Genomic DNA, 13,864 nt, shown 5'->3' on the forward strand with positions numbered 1-13,864 from the left:
ATGAAACTACGTGAGCTGGCCCATTCGCGAACCGGCGACAAGGGCAATACGCTGAACATCTCGGTGATCTGTTACGACGTACGGCACTACGAGCACTTGCGAGCCGTATTGACGCCGCAGCGCGTGAAGGCGCATCTCGCCGATGTCGTGCGCGGCAATGTCGCGCGCTACGAACTGCCGGCCATTGGCGCGTTCAACTTCGTGCTCGGCGAAGCACTAGGTGGAGGCGTGACGCGCTCGCTCGCGCTCGACGCGCACGGCAAATCGCTCAGTTCCGCGTTGATGAGCCTTGAAGTCGAAGCGCCGCCAACGCTATGAATTGGCCGGCGGCAGTGCGGCGCCGTTCGTGCAGTGTTACTCGCCTCGCGCACTCGACTCATGCGCGCGTCGCAGCCTCTCGCGGCTGTTGCTCAGATGCATGCGCATCGCGGCGCGGGCGTCGTCGGGGTCCTGGCGCTCAATCGCAAGGTAGATGAGTTGGTGCTCGTTGAGCACGTTGCGCAAAGTCTCGATCTGATCGAGTTCTGCAATCTCCGCTGAACCAAGGCGCGTGCGCGGACTGACCGCACTCCCCAACTGGCTCAGCACGTCGAAAAAATAGCGGTTGCCACTTGCGCGCGCGATCTGCAAATGAAACTCGACGTCGTGCGCGAGGGTGTCGGTGCTGCCGCGTTCGAGTTCGGACTCGAAGCGAGCGAGCGCCGCGCGCATCTGTCTCAAGCTCTGCTCCGTGCGCCGCGCAGCGGCGAGCGCCGCAGACGCCGCTTCCACATCGATACGGAATTCAATGATCGCCATCACGTCGAGCATGCTCGACAGGTCGGCGGCGGGCAGTTGCATGCTTTTTTCAGCGGCCGGCGCGAGGACGAACGTGCCGATGCCATGACGCGTTTCTACCACCCTGGCCGCCTGCAGGCGCGAGATGGCTTCGCGCACGACAGAGCGGCTGACAGAAAGCTGCTTCATCATCGCGACTTCAGTGGGTATGCGGTCTCCTGGTCTCAGGACGCCGCGGCGGATTTCATCGGAAAGGGTGGCCACCACTTTCTCAGTTAGGCTGCTCATTGCTGTGGCTTGTTGACTAATCGGCTGGAAACACGCGGGTTGAGGGCGCGCGGGACGTCTGGTGACGTCTGGACATTAGCCATCATAGCGTCTGTCTAAAAATTCATGGCTCGACGATGATGAAGAGGCGTCGTCCGGCGCGGCCGTTCCTCCCCACAGTGACTTCCATGTCATCAGACGTCTTATTTTAACAGCCTAGCGGGCGGGAAACGCTGCTGGCGCACCCCGATACCGCACAAGGACGCGAGTTTTAGCCCAAAATAAAGGGTAAACACCACATTGGAAACCGCTGTGGATCGGCAGTAGACTGTCATCAGACAACATATCTGTGCGTCGCCGTGCCACTGCTGGCTATGCCAGTCACACATGACGCCAGATCAAAGCCGCTCGTCGGTCGCCACTGGAGACTCTCTTGACCTCTACTCTCACCGCCGCACTGGATCCACTGGGGTCCGCCGTCTCGAAGGTCAAGCGGCACGTGTTGCCGCTCTTCCTGATCATGTTCATCGCGAACTACATCGACCGCGTGAACATCGGCTTCGTCAACACCCACATGAAAACCGACCTGGGCATCGGCGCGGCGGGGTATGGGCTGGGGAGCGGGCTGTTCTTCATCGGGTACGCGCTTTTCGAAGTGCCGTCGAACGTATTGATGCAGAAGTACGGCGCGCGCGCGTGGCTCACGCGGATCATGGGCACGTGGGGTGTCGTTGCCGCGGCTATGGCGTTCGTGTCGAACGAAACGTCGTTTTACGTGTTGCGATTTCTGCTCGGCGTCGCGGAGGCCGGTTTCTTTCCGGGCGTGGTGTTCTATTTCACGCAGTGGCTGCCGCAAAAAGAACGCGGCAAGGCTGTGGCGATTTTTCTCTCGGGCTCGGCGATCGCTTCGGTGGTGTCGGGACCGATCACAGGTAGCCTGTTGTCCATTCGCGGACTCGGCCTGCACGGCTGGCAATGGATGTTCCTGATAGAAGGCGGCTTTTCTATCGTGCTGTGCGCGGTCAGCTGGATATTCCTCAAATCGCGCATTCGCGATGCTTCCTGGCTCACAGCCGAAGAACAAGGCGTTCTCGAAAGCACGATCGCCGCAGAACAGGCGGAGCGCGTGGCACACGGCGGCGCGCATCTGCCGGCCGTGAAGCTGCTGAAGGATCCGCAGATCGTGCTGTTCTGCCTCCTCTACTTCGCGATCCAGTTGACGATTTACGCGGCTACCTTCTGGCTGCCGACCATCATCCGCAAGATCGGCGGCCTGTCGGATTTCGAAGTCGGCATGCTCAACGCGATCCCGTGGCTCATCGCAATGGTCGCGATGTACTGCTTCGCATTGCTTTCGGCTAAGTGGCGTTTTCAGCAGGCGTGGCTCGCTGTCGCGCTCGTGATTGCGGCGTGTGGCCTCTTTGCGTCGACCTCGGGTAACCCGCTTCTGTCGTTTGTCGCGATCTGCTTCTCGGCGATCGGCTTCAAGGCGGCGTCCTCGCTGTTCTGGCCGATTCCGCAGGGTTATCTCGATGCGCGCGTCGCTGCAGCGGTGATCGCGCTGATCAATTCCATCGGTAATCTGGGCGGTTTCTTCGCGCCCGCCACGTTCGGGTATTTGCAGCAACATACCGGTTCGATCACCGGCGGACTTTACGGTCTTGGCGTGGCTTCGCTGATCGCGGCTGCAGCGGCTTTCCTCACGCGTAATCGGCGCGGCGACGGCAACCTGTTGCGCGATCCGCTGCAAGGCAGCGCACACTGACCGTTGTTTCGCTGGCTGCCTATCATGAGCCGTGCGCGCAAACAGTTTCCGTCCGGCACAGGTGGTGAGCGCATTTGCAAATTGCGTTGCTCGCCACCGTCCGGCTCACTATCTCAATCGGTCTAGTTCCTATGTCCACGAACCCATCCATTTCGAACGATACGCCTACCGTTACTGAACTGCGCGTCGTGCCGGTTGCCGGCCGCGACAGCATGTTGCTGAACCTGAGCGGCGCGCATGGTCCGTACTTCACGCGCAACATCGTGATTCTGCGCGACAGCGCCGGTCATGTCGGTGTGGGCGAAGTGCCGGGCGGCGAGAATATTCGCAAGACGATCGACGACGCGCGGCCGTTCGTTGTCGGTCAGTCGATCGGTAATTTGCAAGCTATCCTGAACAAGGTGCGCACGCAATTCGCCGACCGCGATGCCGGCGGCCGCGGTCTGCAGACATTCGATCTGCGCACCACGATCCACGCCGTGACCGGGCTTGAAGCTGCGTTGCTGGATTTGCTCGGACAGCATCTCGGCGTGCCCGTCGCTGCGCTGCTTGGCGAGGGTCAGCAACGCGATGCAGTGGAAATGCTGGGCTACCTCTTTTATATCGGCGATCGCAACAAGACCGACCTGCCGTATGCGAGCGGCGCCGATGGACGCGACGACTGGGACCGCGTGCGCACCGAAGAAGCGTTGACGCCCGAAGCCGTGGTTCGTCTCGCCGAAGCCGCGCAAGCCCGCTATGGATTCAACGACTTCAAGCTGAAGGGTGGCGTGCTGCCCGGCGACGCTGAAATCGAAGCAGTGACCGCGCTCGCCGAACGCTTCCCGAATGCGCGCGTGACGCTTGATCCGAACGGCGCATGGTCGCTTGAGGAAGCGGTCCGCCTCTGTCGCGACAAGCACGACGTGCTCGCATATGCGGAAGACCCATGCGGCGCCGAGAACGGCTACTCAGGCCGCGAAGTGATGGCGGAGTTCCGCCGCGCGACCGGTTTGCCAACGGCGACCAACATGATCGCGACCGACTGGCGCCAGATGGGCCACGCGATCCAGTTGCAGTCTGTGGATATTCCGCTGGCTGATCCGCACTTCTGGACCATGCAAGGTTCGGTGCGCGTCGCGCAGATGTGCAATGACTGGGGCCTCACGTGGGGCTCGCATTCAAACAATCACTTCGACATCTCGCTCGCGATGTTCACGCATGTCGCAGCGGCCGCGCCCGGCAAGATCACGGCAATCGACACGCATTGGATCTGGCAGGACGGCCAGCGTTTGACGCGCGAACCGTTGCAGATCGTCGGCGGCAAAGTGAAAGTGCCGCAAAAGCCGGGGCTCGGCGTCGAACTGGATATGGACGAGATCGAGAAGGCGCACGCGCTCTACCAGCAGCACGGCCTCGGCGCGCGCGACGACGGTGTCGCGATGCAGTACCTGATTCCGAACTGGAAGTTCGACAACAAGCGCCCGTGCCTCGTGCGTTGATTGCTTGCGACGCAGCTCGCCCGCTCATTCACATTTGACGATATTCACGCATATACAAAATGACCTCACCGCAAGAACTGAAAGCGATCGTATCCGAAGGTCTGTTGTCCTTTCCCGTGACCGACTTCGACGCGCAAGGCGACTTCCGCGCCGACACTTACGCGCAACGGCTCGAATGGCTCGCGCCGTATGGCGCGACAGCACTGTTCGCCGCAGGCGGCACCGGCGAATTTTTTTCGCTGACCAAAAGCGACTACACCAATGTAATTCGCACAGCGACTGAAACGTGCAAGGGCAAGGTACCGATTCTCGCGGGCGCGGGCGGTCCGACGCGCGTCGCAATCGAATATGCGCGGGAAGCAGAGCGCCTTGGTGCCAGCGGCGTCCTGCTAATGCCGCACTATCTGACCGAGGCTTCGCAGGAAGGTATTGCCGCGCACGTCGAACAGGTGTGCAACGCGGTAAAGAACATCGGCGTCATTGTGTATAACCGCGCGAATTCAAAGCTCAATGCCGATATGCTGGAACGGCTCGCGGATCGCTGCCCGAATCTGATCGGCTTCAAAGACGGCGTCGGCGAAATAGAGGCAATGGTGACCATTCGCCGGCGCCTCGGCGACCGTTTCTCGTATCTCGGCGGCCTGCCGACTGCGGAGGTTTATGCGGCGGCGTATAAGGCGCTGGGTGTGCCTGTGTATTCGTCGGCGGTATTCAACTTTATTCCCAAGACCGCGATGGCGTTCTATCGTGCGATCGCGGCAGACGATCATGCGACCACGTCACGGCTCATCGACGAGTTCTTCCTGCCGTATCTGGCGATTCGCAATCGTCGCGCGGGTTACGCCGTGAGCATCGTGAAGGCGGGCGCGAAACTGGTTGGTCGCGACGCCGGTCCGGTACGTGCGCCGCTGACCGATCTGACCGAAGAAGAGTGCGGGCAACTCGCTGCTCTGATCGCGAAACTCGGCCCGCAATAAGCGCGCTGCACGCGTTCGCCGCAGGCTTGGGATTTAGCCCCGGGCCTGGTGCCTAGCCGCGGCGGAACACCACGTGCGAAATCCGCTGCACCAGCAAAGCAGCGGCGAGCGCGGCCACCGCGGTCAGCCACACACCAATGTGAATGGACTGCACCAGCGCATCGCGCGCTGTGTCGATCAATGCAAGTGTGTTGAGTCCTGATGTCTTCATGTCCGCAATCAGCTTCAGGCGCGATGCTTCGTCGATCAGAATGCGCAGATCGACGAAGCGCGGCCGCCATTGCGATGCCGTGGGCTCGCCGAGCACGCTCATCGTTCGCGTAACGACGTCGCGATAATGATGCTGCACGACCGTCGCCACGATGCTCGTGCCCAGCATACCGCCCACCATTCGTGTCGATTGCAGCAGCGCGGTTGTGATGCCGAAGCGCTCGCGCCCCGCAATTTCCTGTCCGAACACATTCAGATTGTTGAGAATGAAGCCGAGGCCGATACCGACCGCGGCCATCGGTAATTCGATCCACAGGTGCGGTGTGTCCGGATTCGCAAACGCAAGACCGATCGACGCGAACAGCAGCAACGCAAAGCCGATCGAGAGGATGCGCGTCGGCTTCTTCATGTGAATCACGATGCGCGTATTCAGCAGGCTGCCGAGTGCGATGCATGCGGCAATAGGCGTGGCGAGGAGGCCGGCCTGTTGCGGAGAAAGGCCAAAGCCGCCTTGCAGCAGCAGCGGCGCGAAGAAAATCAGCGAGAACATCACGAAGCCGGACAGCATGCCGAGCGTGAACAGCGTGACGAGCTGCGAGTCTTTGAAGAGATCGAGCGGAATGATCGGATGCGTGGCGCGCTTCTCGCATACGAACAACGCAATGGCGCCGACGATCACACACACGGCAAGCGTGATGTTGGCGGCCGTCAAGCCGTCTTTCGGCACCGCTTCGATGAAAGCCTGCAAACCGCCCAGCACGGCGGCCACGAGCCCGGCACCGAGCCAGTCGATTTTGACCTCGCCGTCGTGCGGCCGCTGAAAACTCGGCAGATGCACCCAGATGAAGTAGAGCGCCGCCGCACCGACCGGCAGATTGATCAGAAACGTGGAGCGCCAGCCGAGGTGCTCGCTCATCCATCCTCCGAGCGAGGGACCCGCCGCCGTGCCAATGCCGTACGCCGCGGCCATCACCACTTGCCAGCGCACGCGGGCGCGCGGGTCGGGGAACAGGTCCGGTATCGACGCGAACGCAGTGCCGACCATCATGCCGCCCCCCACGCCTTGCAGCCCGCGCGCGATGACGAGAAACAGCATGTCGTTCGCGACGCCGCATAGGACCGACGCGACCGTGAACGTGATCACCGCGGCAATCACGAAGCGCTTGCGACCGAAGTAGTCGCCAAGGCGTCCGAACACGGGCACGGTGACGACCGACGCCAGCAGATACGCACTCGCGATCCATGCGTAGTACTCGAAGCCGTGCAGTTCCGCGACGATCGACGGCAGTGCGGTACTGACAACCGTTTGGTCGAGTGCCACGAGCATGTTGACGAGACCGATGCCGAGCATCGCGAAGAGGGCGTTCCGGAAAGGCAGCGCGGGAGCAGCGGCAGTGGAAGTCACGGATCTGGGCTGAAAGGGCGATTAGGGTGAAGCACTAAGGGCGCGAGGTCTGGACAACCGATTAATCAAAGTTGTCTGACCACTGTGGTCATTATACGGGTTTGCCCTTAGCTGAAACTATTCCTCTGCGCAAACGCAATCGCGGCGGTTCAAGACCGCGAGCAATTGGAGCTTTCCGGATGCAATCCGGCTTGGAGAGGGTTTGTCTCTACACATGCGGCCCCCATCGCTGCCGATAAATAAGCCGAGTGGTCGTGCGATGCTGCCGCGCAGCCTGAACGATTAGCGTGCGCGCATCGGTCCCACGGCCTCCTTCGACCGGACGAGACGGGAGCAGGCATGGATCGATTGAATTTCAGGCAGAAGCTCTGGGTGCCGCTTGTCGTCAGCCTGCTGGCGCTCCTTGCCGTGTCGGTGTCGGCGGCGTGGTTGTCGCGTGAGACGCGCGTTGAAGAGCGAAAGCACGACCTCGTGAATGTCGCGCACGTTGGACTCAGCATCGTGAAGGAATACGCGGCGCTTGCGCAGAGCGGCGCGCTCAGCGAGGCCGATGCGCGCAAGCAGGCACTCGAGCGGCTGCGCGGCGTGCGCTACGGCGAGGACGGCTACTTCCTCGTGCTCGATTCCAAGCCGCGCATGGTCATGCATGCGATGAAACCCGCCTTGGATGGCAAAGATCTCGCGGGCACCGCGGACGCCGACGGCCGCCATCATTACGTGACGTTTGCCTCGACGGCGCAGGCGCCGGAGGGCGGCTTCGTCGACTATGTGTTCCCGCATCCGGGCAGTCCACCGTCAGACGCAGTCGGCAAGATCGGCTACGTCGTGCGTTATGCGCCGTGGGACTGGATCATCGCGACGGGCGCTTACGTCGACGATATCGACGCCGCGTTCAAAGAGTCGCTCTATGTGCTCGGCAGCGTGGTAGGCGCGGTGGCGCTGCTATTGTCCGCGCTCGTCGCGTTCACCAATCGCAGCATTCAACGCACGATCGGCGGCGACCCGGCGTACGTCGCGCAGGTCGCCGGCGAGATCACCAAGGGCAACCTCGTTATTCCGGTCGAGATTCGCGAAGGCGATGAATCGAGTCTGCTGCATACCATGCGGCAGATGCGCGACGGCCTCGCAAAGACCATCGTGCAGATCGGCGGCGCGGCCGAGAAGGTGGCGACCGGCGCGCGGGAGATCGCGGAAGGCAACACGGATCTGTCCGCGCGTACCGAGAGCCAGGCCGCGTCGCTCGAAGAGACGGCGGCCAGCATGGAGCAGATGACTGCGATGGTCCGGCAAACATCGGAGAGCGCGCAGACGGCAAGTCAGTTGACAGCAAGCGCCGAGCAGATCGTCACCCAGGGCGGACAAATGGCAGCCGAGGCCGTGTCGACCATGCGGGAGATATCGACCGAATCGCACAAGATGGTAGAGATCATTGCGGTGATCGAAGGCATTGCGTTTCAGACCAACATTCTTGCGCTGAACGCGGCCGTCGAGGCGGCTCGCGCGGGAGACGAAGGCCGCGGCTTCGCCGTGGTGGCCGGCGAAGTGCGCACGCTCGCTCAGCGCAGCGCTTCCGCCGCAAAGGAAATCCGCACGCTGATCAGCCGCGCCGTGGGTCGCGTCGAAACCGGCGTCGAACTCGTCGACAAAACCGGTACGACGATTCAGGCGGCGAGCGACGCCATTGCGAAGTTGTCGGGCGTCATGCGCGACATCGCCGCGGCTGCCGCCGAGCAGAGCGCGGGCATCGATCAGGTCGGCGACGCCGTCACGCAAATGGACAGCGTCACGCAACAGAACGCCGCACTCGTCGAAGAGGCCGCGGCGGTGGCACAGACATTGACCGAGCAGGCGAGATTGCTGGAAGCGTCAATTCGTACTTTTCAGGTGCAAGACGATTCGCGCGAGGGTGGTGTGGAGCGGCCTGTACCGAAACACTCGAACCGGTTAGCCGTAGCGGTTTGAATGCGGGCCCCACAGTGGCGCTATGCTAGCGGTTTCGTTTGGAGACCCGCATGCCACAAACGACCCGCACCTCAGTTATCGCATTGCTATCGTGTCTTGCGTTGACTATTGGAACATCGGCGCAAGCCGACTCATCGTGCGATCCGGCATGCGGCGCGCGCGGCCAGCTTCTTGATCATCGGGTCACGTTGCGGCTCAGCGCTGCAGAATTGTCCGGTCGCCTTGCGTCGAGCCCCTCGGGGCGGCACCTCATGCGAATGGCGGGTGCGCCCGCTTGCGGCGTCGAGGTCGTGTATTTCCGCTATCGGACTATTGGCGGCGCGGGCGAGCCGACCACTGCAAGCGGTGCATTGATGACCCCGCAAGGCGAATCTGCGGTGTGCGGTGGGCCGCGTCCGCTGATGTTGTATGCGCACGGCACCACCACCGACAGCAAATACAATCTCGCCGATATCGCGCGGACCGACGCGGACAACGAAGGGGCCGGCGAAGGCCTCAGCGTGGCCGCGATGTACGCGGCTCACGGCTACATCGTGGCGGCCAGCAACTATGCGGGCTATGTTGGGTCCGATCTTCCGTACCATCCTTATCTGAACGCCGACCAGCAGTCCGCCGATATGATCGACTCTCTGCACGCGGCGCGGGCCATGTTGAACGGCGACGGCTCGCCCGCCGCCACGCGGGAGAACGGCAAGCTCTTCATTACTGGCTACTCGCAAGGCGGTTTCGTTGCGTTGGCGACGCATCGCGCGCTGCAGGCAGCAGGCGTCAAGGTGACCGCATCCGCTCCGGGCTCGGGGCCATACGCGCTTGCCGCCACCGCCGACGCCATCATTGCAGGCGAGGTCAGTCTCGGCTCGACGCTCTTCACGACGTTGGTCGTGACGGGCTATCAACACGCGTATAAGAACCTGTACCGCAAGCCGACGGAATTTTTCGAAGCCGCCTACGCGCACGATATCGAGCACGTGCTCCCCACTGCACAACCTCTCGATACGCTCTTCTCGCAACGGAAATTGCCGTCAACGCACCTTTTCAGCAGTACGCCGCCGGCTGCGCGGTTCGCGTCGATGACACCGCCCGCAGCACCATTGCTCACGCCGCCCGCATTGATGCCGCCCGCATTGACACCGCTTTTCGCCGCAGGTTTCGGCGACGCCAACCTCGTGCGTAACGCCTACCGGCGCGCGCTTCTGGAAGACGCGGCCGCCAATCCCGACGGCGCTTTCCCCGATGCAAGCGCAAGCCTCGCGCCGGCGGCCGAACCGCTGCATCCGCTGCGGCAGGCGTTCAAGCGGAACGATCTGCGCAACTGGGTTCCGAAGGCGCCGGTCCTGCTGTGCGGAGGCGGCTTGGACCCGATGGTGTTCTTCTTCAACGCCCGTATCGAGCAGGCTTATTGGCGCGGCGCCAATGTGCCTGCGGGGCTGACGTCCGTGCTGGATGTGGACTCGTCCGCGACCGGACCCGACGATCCGTTCGCCACCGTCAAGCAGGGCTTTGCAAATGCGAAGGCATCGATTGCACGGCAGGCCATTGCCGGCGGCGCGACAGACGGAGGCGGTGCCGCTGTATTGCGTTCCTATCACGGAGGGCTCGTTGCGGGCTCATGCATGATCGCCGCACGAGCATTCTTTGCGAACTTCTGAGTGCGCCTGGCTTTAGGCTCGGCGACTACGCGAACGCCGTCAATTGCCGAACAGCGTACTTTGCGTGCCGCGGGCAGGCGCAGGGCGCGCGCGTTTCGCGCCGACGTTGGCTGCGTCTGCGGGTGCTTGCGCCTGCCTGTCAGCGGCGGCTTCGAGCGACGTTTGCCCCGCTTCCAGCGACAGCAGCAACATCTTGTTCGCGAGGCCGCCCGCGAAGCCGGTTAGCTCGCCTGACGCGCCGATCACCCGGTGGCATGGCGCCACGATAGAAATTGGATTTCTGCCGTTTGCCGCGCCGACCGCCCGCACCGCGTTGATATTGCCGATCTGCGCAGCGATTTGTGCGTAAGTGCGCGTCTGGCCGAAAGGGATGGTCAGCAATGCGGCCCACACTTTCTTCTGAAACTCCGTCCCTTGAAACTGGAGCGCCAGATCGAACGCCTGCCTCTTGCCGGCAAAGTACTCATTCAACTGACGCTCGGCTTCGAGCAGAATCGGCCGATCGTCGGCTTGCATCGACTCTGCCAGGCGCACGCGGTTCGGCTTGTCGAATTCCCACAGAATGGCGGCTAGATGCTCGCCGTTGGCAACGAGCTTCAATTTGCCGACGGGAGAATCCATCAACTTGTAGGCGTAAGTCACTTATCTGCTCCTGCGAATTGAAGTGAGACAGCGCGGCACGCGAGTGGTGGCGCAATGACCCTACTGTGGACTTCCCGACTGCTGAAGACACTTCGGATCTTGCTGTCTGTTTCGTCGTCAAGTATGAAGGATTCGCGCGCGAGATGGTCAGCTATCGCTAACCGGCAGCGTGGCTTCACGCTGCACAACAGCACATCACGATATGACTCAGTAGAATTGACCCTTCGTGCACGACGGGCGCGGGCCACCGGATCTTCTTACGACTGTGACAACAACACTGGAACAACTGCGAGCGGGACAACTCTCGGGCGCACGCCAACTGAAACTCGCGTGCGGGCTCACTGAGTTTCCGCGCGAGGTTTTCGAACTCGCCGACACGCTCGAAATTCTCGATCTCTCAGGCAATGCGCTGTCAGCGTTGCCAGACGATTTCGCGCGGCTCCATAAGTTGCGCATTCTGTTTGCGTCCAACAATCCGTTCACCGAGTTGCCGGAAGTACTCGGGCAGTGCCGGCAACTGAGCATGGTTGGTTTCAAGGCGAATCGCATTGCTACGGTTGCCGGTAATGCGCTGCCGCCGCGGCTGCGTTGGTTGATTCTTACGGACAACCAGATCGACGCATTGCCACCGCAAATCGGTGACTGCGCACATTTGCAGAAGTTGATGCTGGCAGGCAATCGTCTGCGTTTTCTTCCGGAGGGACTGGCCGCATGTTCGCGGCTGGAGTTATTGCGGCTTGCGGCGAATCGGCTCGACGAATTGCCAGCGTGGCTATTTCGCATGCCGCGGCTTGCGTGGCTCGCCTATGCGGGCAATCCGTTCGGCGACGCATTGGAAGCGGCGGCGTTGACGGATACGCCGATCGCCGAAATCGGCTGGGACGATCTGCGCCTGCAGGAGCAATTGGGCGAGGGCGCCTCGGGTGTGATCTACCGCGCCGAACTACGTGAGCGGGATGGCGCATCCCGGCCCGTCGCGGTCAAGCTGTTCAAAGGCGCAGTCACGAGCGACGGTTTGCCCGACTGCGAAATGGCAGCCTGCATCCGGGCCGGCGATCACGCGAACCTGATTGCGGTCGCGGGGAAAGTAAAAGATCATCCGGCAAACGCGCACGGCCTCGTGATGGAGCTGATCGAGCCGCAATTTCGCAACCTGGCGGGGCCGCCGAGCTTCGAGTCGTGCACGCGGGACATTTACGCGGCGGGCGCACGCTTCAAAGCCGCCGACGTCCTGGATATGGCGCACGGCATTGCATCTGCCGCGTGTCATTTGCACCGGCGGGGCGTGATGCACGGCGACCTGTACGCGCACAACATTCTGCACGACGGTCGGGCACGTGTATTGTTAGGAGACTTTGGCGCCGCATCTTTCTATGCGACAGAAAACCGCGAACGCAGCGTCGCGCTTGAACGTCTCGAGGTGCGAGCGTTTGGTTGTCTGCTCGATGAATTGATCGAGCGTTGCGAAGCGAGCGATCGTAGCGATAACGGTCATGGGCGCGATGAACTCGCCGTGTTGAGAGACAGTTGTCTGAGCGAAGACGTTCAAAGCCGACCGCTATTCGAGCAGATCGCATCCGATCTCCGCGCGTTGAAGGCTCGGTAATGCTGAACTTGCAAGCGGCTTGCGGGCCGGTCAACCCGCATCCATCCGTTGGCGTCGATGCTGTTGTCGAGCGCTGCCAGCAAGGAGAGAAACCATGACGCAGGGAATGCGCCGCCGCGTGCTGATCGCCGGTGCTCTGGCTGCGGCCGGTCTCACGCGAGCGGCCGGCGCGGCAACGGTGGAAGGCGGCATGCCGAAGATCGCGCTCGTGCTGAAATCGATTAACGATCCGTTCACGGTCGCGATGGCTAACGCGGCAAAAAACTATCAGCAGCATTACGCGTCGCAATTCGCGTTGACGGTTCGCGGTACGGCGACCGAAGCCGACACGGCCGGACAGATCCGTATCGTCGACGATCTGATCAAGGCAAAGATGAACGCGATCGTGATTGCGCCGTCCGGCTCGAAACCACTGACGGCCGTGGTGGCGCGCGCAATCAAGGCGGGCATCATCGTGGTGAGCATCGACAATCCGCTCGACGACGCATCGCAGGACGCCGCGAAGATCTCCGTGCCGTTCGTCGGACCGGACAATCGCAAGGGTGCGACGCTGGTGGCGAACTATCTCGCCGAGCGGCTGCAGGCCGGCGACCAGGTAGGGATCATCGAGGGCATCGCCGCGGACCGCAACGCACAGGAACGCACGGCCGGCTACAGGGACGTCATGAGCACGGCGGGCATGCAAGTGGTCGCGACCCAGGCTGCGGATTGGGACTATGGCAAGGGCCGTGACGTCGCGTCGAAAATGCTCGGCCAGCATCCGCAGATTCGCGGCTTGCTCTGCGCGAACGACAATATGGCAATGGGCGCGGCAGACGCTGTTCGCGACGCGGGCCGAACCGGCGGCGTTTATGTCACCGGCTACAACGCGATTGAAGCGATCAAGCCGTTGATCGCCGACGGCCGTGTGCTAGCCACGGTCAATCAGTTCGCAGACCGGCAGGCCGTGTTCGGCATGGACGTCGCGTTGAAAGCCGTGACCGAGCAGAGAAAGCAGCGCGAGCTGTCGCGGACGATAGAAACGCCGCTGCAACTGGTGACGGCAGCGACACGGTAACCCCGCTTGCTGCCAGCCAACCAAATGGCGAATGCGCGGCGCTCTGACAAAGCGAACGCCAGACTG

11 protein-coding genes are annotated in these 13,864 nt (G+C 62.1%); 8 read left to right on the top strand and 3 right to left on the bottom strand.

Annotated elements, in window-relative coordinates; translation table 11 throughout:
- Positions 1–318: an AtuA-related protein gene (locus tag OH764_RS18185; protein WP_498850202.1), complete on the top strand. Its 318-nt coding sequence runs from the start codon at positions 1–3 to the stop codon at positions 316–318.
- Positions 319–354: 36 nt separating this feature from the next.
- On the opposite strand, the gene OH764_RS18190 is transcribed toward OH764_RS18185, so the two are convergent.
- Positions 355–1,065 (bottom strand): FadR/GntR family transcriptional regulator, encoded by a 711-nt coding sequence (locus OH764_RS18190; protein ID WP_498850203.1) that lies wholly within the window; start codon positions 1,063–1,065, stop codon positions 355–357.
- Positions 1,066–1,477: 412 nt separating this feature from the next.
- Between OH764_RS18190 and OH764_RS18195 the strand changes: the two genes are divergently transcribed.
- The 3 genes from OH764_RS18195 (at position 1,478) to kdgD (ending at position 5,267) form a co-directional block, all read left to right on the top strand.
- Positions 1,478–2,809: an MFS transporter gene (locus tag OH764_RS18195; RefSeq protein WP_498850204.1), complete on the top strand. Its 1,332-nt coding sequence runs from the start codon at positions 1,478–1,480 to the stop codon at positions 2,807–2,809.
- A 131-nt stretch (positions 2,810–2,940) separates the two neighbouring features.
- Positions 2,941–4,290: a glucarate dehydratase gene (gudD, locus tag OH764_RS18200; RefSeq protein ID WP_498850205.1), complete on the top strand. Its 1,350-nt coding sequence runs from the start codon at positions 2,941–2,943 to the stop codon at positions 4,288–4,290.
- Positions 4,291–4,349: 59 nt separating this feature from the next.
- Positions 4,350–5,267 carry a 5-dehydro-4-deoxyglucarate dehydratase gene (gene kdgD, locus OH764_RS18205; protein ID WP_498850206.1) on the top strand — a complete coding sequence of 306 codons (918 nt, stop codon included), beginning with the start codon at positions 4,350–4,352 and terminating at the stop codon, positions 5,265–5,267.
- A gap of 52 nt (positions 5,268–5,319) precedes the next feature.
- Here kdgD and OH764_RS18210 read toward each other — a convergent pair whose 3' ends face one another.
- Positions 5,320–6,828 (bottom strand): MFS transporter, encoded by a 1,509-nt coding sequence (locus OH764_RS18210; RefSeq protein ID WP_498851344.1) that lies wholly within the window; start codon positions 6,826–6,828, stop codon positions 5,320–5,322.
- A gap of 393 nt (positions 6,829–7,221) precedes the next feature.
- On the opposite strand from OH764_RS18210, the gene OH764_RS18215 reads away from it, so the two are divergent.
- Together OH764_RS18215 and OH764_RS18220 are read left to right on the top strand one after the other, a co-directional pair.
- Positions 7,222–8,844: a methyl-accepting chemotaxis protein gene (locus tag OH764_RS18215; RefSeq protein ID WP_498850207.1), complete on the top strand. Its 1,623-nt coding sequence runs from the start codon at positions 7,222–7,224 to the stop codon at positions 8,842–8,844.
- 50 nt (positions 8,845–8,894) lie between these two features.
- Positions 8,895–10,493 carry an alpha/beta hydrolase family protein gene (locus OH764_RS18220; protein WP_498850208.1) on the top strand — a complete coding sequence of 533 codons (1,599 nt, stop codon included), beginning with the start codon at positions 8,895–8,897 and terminating at the stop codon, positions 10,491–10,493.
- A 39-nt stretch (positions 10,494–10,532) separates the two neighbouring features.
- On the opposite strand, the gene OH764_RS18225 is transcribed toward OH764_RS18220, so the two are convergent.
- Positions 10,533–11,135 carry a methylated-DNA--[protein]-cysteine S-methyltransferase gene (locus OH764_RS18225; RefSeq protein WP_498850209.1) on the bottom strand — a complete coding sequence of 201 codons (603 nt, stop codon included), beginning with the start codon at positions 11,133–11,135 and terminating at the stop codon, positions 10,533–10,535.
- Between the two features lie 265 nt (positions 11,136–11,400).
- On the opposite strand from OH764_RS18225, the gene OH764_RS18230 reads away from it, so the two are divergent.
- Together OH764_RS18230 and OH764_RS18235 are read left to right on the top strand one after the other, a co-directional pair.
- Positions 11,401–12,741: a leucine-rich repeat-containing protein kinase family protein gene (locus tag OH764_RS18230; protein ID WP_498850210.1), complete on the top strand. Its 1,341-nt coding sequence runs from the start codon at positions 11,401–11,403 to the stop codon at positions 12,739–12,741.
- A gap of 94 nt (positions 12,742–12,835) precedes the next feature.
- Positions 12,836–13,798 (top strand): type 1 periplasmic-binding domain-containing protein, encoded by a 963-nt coding sequence (locus OH764_RS18235; protein ID WP_498850211.1) that lies wholly within the window; start codon positions 12,836–12,838, stop codon positions 13,796–13,798.
- Positions 13,799–13,864 lie beyond the last annotated feature (66 nt).

Source organism: Burkholderia sp. M6-3, from assembly GCF_050858985.1.
GTDB lineage: Bacteria > Pseudomonadota > Gammaproteobacteria > Burkholderiales > Burkholderiaceae > Paraburkholderia > Paraburkholderia caledonica.